This is a genomic window from Shinella sp. M31, assembly GCF_049199205.1.
In the GTDB taxonomy this organism is placed as follows: Bacteria; Pseudomonadota; Alphaproteobacteria; order Rhizobiales; family Rhizobiaceae; genus Shinella.
Map to the genome: position 1 here is coordinate 21,775 of NZ_JBLZPH010000073.1, position 8,716 is coordinate 30,490.

Genomic DNA, 8,716 nt, shown 5'->3' on the forward strand with positions numbered 1-8,716 from the left:
GAGAGCCCCGGCGTTTTTGTTTGCGCGGATGCGACCGCCCCTCACCGCCCCGCGCGAAACTTCTCCTTCAGCCGCGCGATATCCGCAGCGCTCCAGTCCGTCACGCCGGTCACCGCGATCCACGGCTCGACATAGTGCTCGCCGGCATAGACATGGCCGAGCCCCATGGGCGTCGTCGTCGCCATGGCGAGATCGAGCGTTAGCTGGAGGAAGGTGACGACGGGATACCACTGGAAATCCGGCGAGACATCCGGCCCGCGCGGCGCGGCCATCCAGGCGGGCTGGCGATAGAAAGCGTAGGGATCGTAGAAGACGATCGGATCGCTGGCATATTGCAGATAGACGACGCGCATCGGCCCCCAATGGTCGCCCGCTTCCGGCAACGCATTGCGCTGGCTGGTGAAACGCACATAAGAACCGTCGCGGAAGCGCGGAAGCCAGGCCGGCGTGCCGGGATTGCGGTCCGCTGTCATCTTGCGCCAGATACGGCTTGGGAATGGCGGGCCGGCCCAGAGGGCGCCTTGATAGGGATCGCCGATCACCTCGAACAATTCCGCCGATTGCTCCGAGGACAAGGCGCCGAGGCTGAGGCCGTAAAGGTAGAGTTTGGGCCGGCTTTCCTTCGGCAGGCTCGTCCAGTGGCCGTAGACGGCGTGGAACAGCGCGCGCGCGGCCTCCGCGCCATAATCCGGCTCGGCGAGCAGCGAGAGCCAGCTCGCCAGATAGGAATACTGGATGGCGACGCTGGCGATATCGCCGTGGTGCAGGTACTCGACCGTATCGATGCCCTCGGGATCGACCCAGCCGGTGCCCGTCGGCATGATGACGATGAGCGTCGAGCGCTCGAAGCCGCCGACGCGGATCAGTTCTTCCAACGCGATCTTCGCCCGTTCCTCCGGCGTCTCGCCGGCATTGAGGCCGGCATAGACGCGCAGCGGCTCCAGCGCCGGCTTGCCGGTGAAATCGGCGATGTCCTTGGCGCTCGGCCCGCTTGCCACATAGGAGCGGCCCATGCGGCCAAGCGCGTCCCAGCGCACCAGCGAGGCGGCGCTGCCGGATTTCCTGGGATCGGTGGGTTCGGCGGTGTCGGGCTCGATCACCTGGTCGAGGCGGCGGAAGGAGGAATCGGCCGTGTGCAGCACGAAGCGCATCAGGAGGCCATCCGCCAAGGTCCAGAACAGCGTCGCCGCCAGTGCCGTGCCGATGACATAGGAGAGCCTGCGCGGCGCTGCCCGGCGCGATGTGCTGGCAAAGAGCTTGACCAGCAGCGTGAAGAAACGGCCAAGGCCGATGAAAACCGTGAAGACGGCAAGCGCGATCAGGCCGACATAGAGGGGATGCGCGGTCTCGATCGGCGGCAGCTTCATCAGCGTGCGGATGGAGTTCTGCCATTCGGCCGTGCGCCACAGGAAGACCAGCACGACGACACCACAGACACCACCCGCCGCCGCTTTCAATCCGAGCCGCACCCGGTCCTTCGGCTCCGGCAGCTCCAGCCAGAACCACAGGAGCGATAACAGCACGCCAAGACCGTAACCGCAGGCCATGGCGACACCGGAGAGCAGGCCCTGGGTGATATAGGTACGCGGCAGGAGGCTCGGCGTCAGCGATGCCGCAAAGAACAGCGTGCCGAGCACGAGACCGGTCGCCGAGAAGGAGAGAAGGAAACGCCAGACCCAATCCCGCAAACCGACCTCCCTTTCGCATCGATAGGCGAACCTTGCACGGCATCCTGGCAGACGCAACATGCACGCGCTTTCATCGCGCAGGCAAAGAAAAGCCCCGCGGCCTTTCGGTGCGGGGCTGTTTTCCTAGCGGCGGATCGCTCAGCTGTCGAGGAACGAACGCAGTTTGCGCGAACGACTCGGGTGCTTCAGCTTGCGCAGCGCCTTCGCTTCGATCTGACGGATACGTTCGCGGGTCACCGAGAACTGCTGGCCGACTTCTTCGAGCGTATGGTCGGTGTTCATGCCGATGCCAAAACGCATGCGCAGCACGCGCTCTTCGCGCGGCGTGAGCGAAGCCAGAACGCGGGTCGTCGTCTCACGCAGGTTCGCCTGGATGGCGGCGTCGATCGGCAGAAGCGCGTTCTTGTCCTCGATAAAGTCGCCCAGGTGGCTGTCTTCTTCGTCGCCGACGGGCGTTTCCAGCGAGATCGGCTCCTTGGCGATCTTGAGGACCTTGCGGACCTTTTCGAGCGGCATGGCGAGCTTCTCGGCCAGTTCTTCCGGGGTCGGCTCGCGGCCGATCTCGTGCAGCATCTGGCGCGAGGTGCGGACGATCTTGTTGATCGTCTCGATCATGTGCACCGGGATGCGGATCGTGCGGGCCTGGTCGGCGATCGAGCGGGTGATCGCCTGACGGATCCACCACGTCGCGTAGGTGGAGAACTTGTAGCCGCGGCGATACTCGAACTTGTCGACCGCCTTCATGAGGCCGATATTGCCTTCCTGGATGAGATCGAGGAACTGAAGGCCACGGTTGGTGTACTTCTTGGCAATCGAGATCACGAGACGGAGGTTGGCTTCCACCATCTCCTTCTTGGCAATGCGCGCTTCGCGCTCGCCCTTCTGCACCATCGAGACGATGCGGCGGAATTCGGCAATCGAAATGCCGGTTTCCGTGGCGAGGTTCTGGATCTCCTGGCGAATGTCGCGGATCGTCGTATTTTCGCTCTTGGCGAATTCCTTCCAGCCGCGGGCAGCCAGATTGGCGATCGACTTCATCCAGTTCGGATCGAGCTCCGCACCGGAATACTGCTCCAGGAACGAATCACGCTTCACGCCGTAGCTCTCAGCGAGACGCAGCAGGCGGCCCTCGTTCTGCATCAGGCGCTTGGAGATGTCGTAGAGCTGCTCGACGAGGCTGTCGACGCGGTTCTGGTTGAGCGACAGCGACTTGACAGCCGTGATCAACTCGTCCTTGAGCTCCTTGTAGCGGCGCTCCTGGGCGGGCGACAGTGTGCCGGTGGCCTGCAGACGGGCTTCCACCTGCTGGTCCTGCAGCTTGCGCAGCTTCTTGTAGGTCTCGGCGATCGTGTCGAGCGTCTCCATGACCTGCGGACGCAGTTCCGCTTCCATGGCGGCGAGCGAGAGGTTCGACTCGTCGTCGTCCTCTTCCTCTTCCTCCGGCGGCAGGCCTTCGCCGCCGACATTGGTGATGTCGTCGTCGTTGGCGGCGCGCGGCCGGCGGTTCTTTTCCTTCTCTTCGGCCGCCTTGCGGTCGGCCTCGATCTTTTCCGGGCTCTGGAACTGCGGGGCAGCCTTCGCCTCGGGACCGGAATAGGTCGTCTCGAGGTCGATGATCTCGCGCAGCAGGGTCTGGCCTTCGTTGAGTTCGTCGCGCCAGATGATGATGGCCTGGAACGTCAGCGGGCTCTCACAGAGGCCGGCGATCATCGTCTCGCGGCCGGCTTCGATGCGCTTGGCGATGGCGATTTCGCCCTCGCGCGACAAAAGCTCCACCGAGCCCATCTCGCGCAGATACATGCGCACCGGATCGTCCGTGCGGTCGGTCGGCTCTTTCTTCTTGGCGGTCGCAAGCGCGGTGCCGCTGGAAGGGGCAAGCTCGCCGCCTTCGCTCTCGTTGTCGTCGTCGCCGCCGTCGTCTTCGCCCGGGGCCGCCTCTTCGGCGTCCTCGTCCTCGATGACGTTGATGCCCATGTCGGAGAGCATGGCCATCGTGTCCTCGATCTGCTCCGAGGTCACTTCCTCGGACGGCAGAACCGAATTCAGCTCGTCCATGGTCACATAGCCGCGCTTCTTGGCGGCCTTGATCATCTTCTTGACGGCATCATCGGAAAGATCGAGAAGAGGGCCGTCGGATGCGCCTTCGCGTTCGTTTTCGACTTCCTCGTTCTCTTTGACCTTTGTCGCCATTTATTTCGTCGCTTTCTTGAGCATCCAGTTTTCAAGCGGTCAGGGTTTCCGCAGCCGAGCGCCCTTCGGCATGCGCAATCGCCTCTCGGCGCTCCTGACCTAACGGATTGACAATTAAATCCTGATTAACCACAGCCCGGCCCGCCGGCTTGTGGACGTGTCGCCAAGGCGACACAATTGACATGACTTCCCGATCCGCCGTACCCATTCCTTCTCAGCCAACAATGGTGATTCCCAGAATTTTCGGTTACGTCAAGCTTTTCCGGCAAAAAAGCCGCAAAAGGCTCCGATTCGGGTTCGCGAACATGAAAGTCGGCGGATCCGGGCGATTGAGCCTTCATGTAGGTGTAAATCGTAAAAAGGCAAGAGCCGTTCCTGGCTCGCTCAGTACACCCATCCACGATGCGATTCGCACGCCAAGGTTTAAAGCAGCCGTTCAGAACGACCGCCCGTCCACCTTGTTGATCGTCAATGTCTCAAGATCGATCGCCGGAATGCAGCGCAGATTGACCGCCGCCATCTTGTTTCCCTTGGGATCGGACCCCTCGCCGTAGGGCGCAATCCCGCACTTGGCACAGAAGTGGTGCTGGATGACATGGCGGTTGAACGTGTAGGTCGAGACGTTCTCCTTCGGTGTAGTCAGCTTGAGGTTTTCCGCCGGCACGAAGGCGAGCAGCCCGCCGCGCCGCCGGCAGAGGGAGCAGTTGCAGTCGAGCCCGCTGTCGAATTCGCCCTCCACCTCGAAGGCGACGTTTCCGCAATGGCAGCTTCCTTCGTACTTCATGCAGTCCTCCCGTTTCTTCGCGCATGGCGTTTACCGCACAATCGCGGCGCATTTTTGCACGCCGAGCGTCAATTCCAATCCATGACGACCTTGCCGGAATTGCCCGAGCGCATCGCCTCGAAGCCGTCCCGGAAGTCGTTTATCCCGATGCGGTGGGTGATGATCGGCGACAGATCGAGCCCGCCCTGCACGAAGGCGATCATCTTGTACCAGGTCTCGAACATTTCCCGGCCGTAGATGCCCTTCAGCGTCAGCATCTTGAAGATCACCTTGTTCCAGTCGATGCCGAAGCCATCGGGCGCGATGCCGAGAATGGCGATCTTGCCGCCGTTGTTCATCGTGTCGATCATCGAGCGAAAGGCAGGCGGTGCGCCGGACATTTCGAGGCCGACATCGAAGCCCTCGGTCATGCCGATCTCGTTCATGACATCCTTCAGGTCCTGGCTGGAGGCATCGACGACATAGTCGATGCCGACCTTGCGGGCGAGATCAAGCCGGATGGGGTTGATATCGGTGATGACGACCTTGCGCGCGCCGGAGCGTTTGGCCACCATCGCGCCCATGATGCCGATCGGCCCCGCGCCGGTGACGAGCACGTCCTCGCCGACGAGATCGAAGGAGAGCGCGGTGTGCACGGCGTTGCCGAACGGGTCGAAGATCGCCGCCACCTCGTCCGGCACGTCATCGGGGATCGGCACGACATTGTATTCGGGAATGCAGACGAACTCGCCGAAGGAGCCCGGCCGGTTGACGCCGACGCCCTTGGTGTAGTGGCAGAGGTGCCCACGCCCGGCGCGGCAGTTGCGGCACTTGCCGCAGACGATATGCCCCTCGCCCGAGACGCGTTCGCCGACCTTGTACTTGGTGACCGACGAGCCGACCTCGGCGATCTCGCCGACGAATTCATGGCCGACGACCATCGGCACCGGAATGGTCTTCTGCGCCCACTGGTCCCAGTTCCAGATATGTACGTCCGTGCCGCAGATTGCCGATTTCTTGACCCGGATCAGCACGTCGTTCGGGCCGACCTCCGGCACCGGCACATTTTCCATCCAAAGCCCGACTTCGGGTTTTGCCTTAACCAGCGCGCGCATCATGTTCGACATGACAAAACCTCCGCAAGGGATTCAGAAGACTCAGGCAATCACGCCCAGTTCACGTCCGACTTCAGCAAAGACGTCTATCGCTTTGCGAACATCCGCCTTGCTGTGCGCCGCCGACATCTGGGTGCGGATGCGCGCCTGGCCGCGCGGCACGACGGGGAAGGAGAAGCCGATGACATAGACGCCCCTGGCCAGCATGCGGCTCGCCATGTCCTGCGCGAGCGTCGCATCGCCGAGCATCACGGGAATGATCGGGTGCCCCTCCCCCGCCAGCGTGAAGCCGAGCTTCGTCATCTCGCTGCGAAACAGATCGGCATTGGCATAGAGCCGCCGGCGCAATGCATCACCATTGTCGATCAGGTCGAAGACCTTCAATGAAGCTGCGGCGATGACCGGGGCGAGCGTGTTGGAAAACAGATAGGGCCGCGAGCGCTGGCGCAGCCATTCGACCACCTCGCGCTTGCCGGACGTGTAGCCGCCCGAGGCGCCGCCGAGCGCCTTGCCGAGCGTGCCGGTGATGATATCGACACGGCCCTCGACGCCGCAATGTTCGGCCGAGCCGCGGCCATGCTTTCCGACGAAGCCCACGGCATGGCTGTCATCGACCATGACCATCGCGCCGTATTTTTCGGCAAGGTCGCAGACGCCGCCGAGATTGGCGATGATGCCGTCCATCGAGAAGACGCCGTCGGTCGCGATCATCTTGAAGCGCGCGCCCTCGGCCTTCTTCAATTCCTCCTCCAGCGCCGCCATGTCGTTGTTGGCATAGCGGAAGCGCTTCGCCTTAGAGAGCCTGACACCGTCGATGATCGAGGCATGGTTCAGCGCGTCGGAGATGATGGCGTCCTCCTCGCCGAGCAGCGTCTCGAAGAGACCGCCGTTTGCATCGAAGCAGGAGGAATAGAGGATCGTATCTTCCAGCCCGAGGAAGGACGAGATGCGCGCCTCGAGCTGCTTATGCTCTTCCTGCGTGCCGCAGATGAAGCGCACGGAGGCCATGCCGTAGCCATAGCGCTCCAGCGCCGCCTTGCCGGCTTCGGCCAGTTCCGCATTGTCGGCGAGGCCGAGATAGTTGTTGGCGCAGAAATTCAGCACCCGTTCGCCCGAGGCCACCGCGATCTCGCCGGCCTGCTTGGAGGTGATGACACGCTCCGATTTATAGAGGCCGGATGATTTCAGGCCGTCGATTTCGGATTGCAGATGGGTGATGAAAGCGGAGGTCATGGCGGGCACTCGCAGATTGCGGAGGGATCGAAAGCTTCAGGCCGTGCGCTGGGCATAGGCGGACAGCAACGGCTCGAAATCCTCCATGGCCGGGAATTTCTCGTAGCTGTGTTCGGCAGGCGTGGCCGCCCAGGCGAGTTTCTCGCTTGTATAGGTCTCGATGAAGGGGCTGTACCAGCTGGTCTCCTCCAGCATGGTCGGTCGCACATTGACGAAGAAATCGATACCCTGCGGCCGGGTAAACATCCAGGTCATGCAATGAGGGCAGAAATGATGCCCCGCCTCCGGGCTCGCACCGGCCACGACCCGCTCGCCCTCGATGACGGCAAAACCTTCCGTCGGAATGGCCGCGCTCAAGGAATAGGCGCTGCCGGACATGCGTTGGCAGCCGGTGCAATGGCAGGCCATGGTGATGAGCGGCGGCGCGCTGATGCGGATTTTCAGGCGCCCGCAACGGCATATGCCATTGAGCGGCAGTTTCGGTCGATGCATGGGCTCGGCTCCCCTTCCGATTGATGCCGGCCTGTCTTTTTGGATCTCAATGCCGGCGAATGGCTCCACGGTGATAGTTCTAGACCATCTCCGGTTCGGATTGAACCGGAGATGGTCTAGATTCTTTTGTTTCCGTTTGTCTTTTCGGGAAAACCGGTTCCCACTTTTCCCGACAAACTCTAGCGCAGCAGAAGCCGGCGTAAAGGGCCGCCGCCTGCCTTTCCGAACTTTCAGCTCCGCTCGCAGGCGATCAGCAGGAACATCGGGCGGTTGAGCTCGATCTGCCATTCCGGATGCGCGGCAAGCTGCGCTTCGCTCGGCCGCCATTCCTCGACATGGCGAATCGTAAAATCGGCGGCGATCAGCGCATTCAGTGTCGTGCCGAGCATTCGGTGATGCTTGACGACGCCTTTGGCGAGCCAGTCCGTCGTGCGCGACCCCTCGACCAGATAGCCATCCACCGGCCAGACCGTGCGCCCGCTGACCTCGACCCAATCCGGCGCCGACGGCGCCATGTAAAGCGGGTGCTCGATGGTGAAGACGAAGGGCGCACCCGGTACGAGGGCCGCATGGATGGTGCGGATGAGCCGGTCGAAATCCGCGATATAGTGAAAGGCGAGCGAGGAATAGGCGAAGTCGAAACCGCCTTCCGGCAGGTCCAGCCGGTCGAGATCGGCAATCTCGTAACGCACGGCCGGCGATTGCGTTTCGGCCCGGGCGCGCGCGATCATGTTTTCCGAAAGGTCGAGACCGAGCACATCAGCCGCGCCCGCCTCCGCCGCATAGCGCGCGAACCAGCCGAAGCCGCAGCCGAGATCGACGATGCGCCTGCCCTTCAAATCCGGCAGCAGGGCACGCACCGACGGCCATTCCGCCGCACCGGCAAGGCCGCGCACGGACCGGGGAAGGCTGCTGTAGCCCTCGAAGAAGGCGGGCTGATCGTAGATATTCTGGGCCATCGGACACTCCCTTTCTTTCAGGCTGCGACATACCCCCGTTCCGCCCACCGGCAAAGTCGTACTTTCTGGCCGGCCACCCTGCGGGGTTGACAGGAACGCCTCCTGGCTATCCGGTGGCACCCACGAAAAGGATGCGGACGATGGCGATACTCGACAGGTTTTCCCAGAAGGGCCGCGTGGCGCTGGTCACCGGCGGCGCACGCGGTCTCGGTTTCGAGATCGCCAAGGCCTTGGCGGAGGCCGGCGGCCATGTTGTCGTGACGGGCCGGACGGGCG

The 8,716-nt window shown here is 62.7% G+C and carries 8 protein-coding genes; 1 reads left to right on the forward strand and 7 read right to left on the reverse strand.

All coding sequences use genetic code 11. The features are described 5' to 3' along the window. Positions 1–41: 41 nt before the first annotated feature. From ACOZKU_RS11560 to ACOZKU_RS11590, 7 genes are all read right to left on the reverse strand, one after another. The gene (locus ACOZKU_RS11560; RefSeq protein ID WP_421578994.1) at positions 42–1,748 is read right to left on the reverse strand and encodes an alpha/beta hydrolase; all 1,707 of its coding nucleotides are present in this window, start codon (positions 1,746–1,748) and stop codon (positions 42–44) included. A 78-nt stretch (positions 1,749–1,826) separates the two neighbouring features. Then, entirely contained in the window at positions 1,827–3,878 is a 2,052-nt protein-coding gene (gene rpoD, locus ACOZKU_RS11565) for an RNA polymerase sigma factor RpoD (RefSeq protein ID WP_117366676.1), read from the reverse strand. Between the two features lie 436 nt (positions 3,879–4,314). Further along, positions 4,315–4,662, reverse strand: a complete 348-nt coding sequence (locus ACOZKU_RS11570; RefSeq protein WP_314085291.1) for a GFA family protein — start codon at positions 4,660–4,662, stop codon at positions 4,315–4,317. Positions 4,663–4,730: 68 nt separating this feature from the next. Continuing rightward, complete coding sequence (tdh, locus tag ACOZKU_RS11575) at positions 4,731–5,768, reverse strand: L-threonine 3-dehydrogenase (protein ID WP_314085293.1); 1,038 nt, start codon at positions 5,766–5,768, stop codon at positions 4,731–4,733. 30 nt (positions 5,769–5,798) lie between these two features. Continuing rightward, complete coding sequence (locus ACOZKU_RS11580; RefSeq protein ID WP_421578995.1) at positions 5,799–6,989, reverse strand: glycine C-acetyltransferase; 1,191 nt, start codon at positions 6,987–6,989, stop codon at positions 5,799–5,801. 36 nt (positions 6,990–7,025) lie between these two features. Then, on the reverse strand, positions 7,026–7,481 hold the full coding sequence (locus ACOZKU_RS11585) for a GFA family protein (protein WP_421578996.1): 456 nt from the start codon (positions 7,479–7,481) through the stop codon (positions 7,026–7,028). 230 nt (positions 7,482–7,711) lie between these two features. Beyond that, positions 7,712–8,440, reverse strand: a complete 729-nt coding sequence (locus ACOZKU_RS11590) for a class I SAM-dependent methyltransferase (protein ID WP_421578997.1) — start codon at positions 8,438–8,440, stop codon at positions 7,712–7,714. A gap of 140 nt (positions 8,441–8,580) precedes the next feature. Between ACOZKU_RS11590 and ACOZKU_RS11595 the strand changes: the two genes are divergently transcribed. Next, positions 8,581–8,716: SDR family NAD(P)-dependent oxidoreductase (locus ACOZKU_RS11595; RefSeq protein ID WP_421579004.1), on the forward strand; the 136-nt coding region annotated here is incomplete at its 3' end.

Bases quoted from the DNA above. Each gene is read 5' to 3' on its own strand.
- ACOZKU_RS11585 (WP_421578996.1), bottom strand. From the start codon at position 7,481: ATGCATCGACCGAAACTGCCGCTCAATGGCATATGCCGTTGCGGGCGC.
- ACOZKU_RS11580 (WP_421578995.1), bottom strand. From the start codon at position 6,989: ATGACCTCCGCTTTCATCACCCATCTGCAATCCGAAATCGACGGCCTG.
- ACOZKU_RS11570 (WP_314085291.1), bottom strand. From the start codon at position 4,662: ATGAAGTACGAAGGAAGCTGCCATTGCGGAAACGTCGCCTTCGAGGTG.
- tdh (WP_314085293.1), bottom strand. From the start codon at position 5,768: ATGTCGAACATGATGCGCGCGCTGGTTAAGGCAAAACCCGAAGTCGGG.
- rpoD (WP_117366676.1), bottom strand. From the start codon at position 3,878: ATGGCGACAAAGGTCAAAGAGAACGAGGAAGTCGAAAACGAACGCGAA.
- ACOZKU_RS11560 (WP_421578994.1), bottom strand. From the start codon at position 1,748: ATGTTGCGTCTGCCAGGATGCCGTGCAAGGTTCGCCTATCGATGCGAA.
- ACOZKU_RS11590 (WP_421578997.1), bottom strand. From the start codon at position 8,440: ATGGCCCAGAATATCTACGATCAGCCCGCCTTCTTCGAGGGCTACAGC.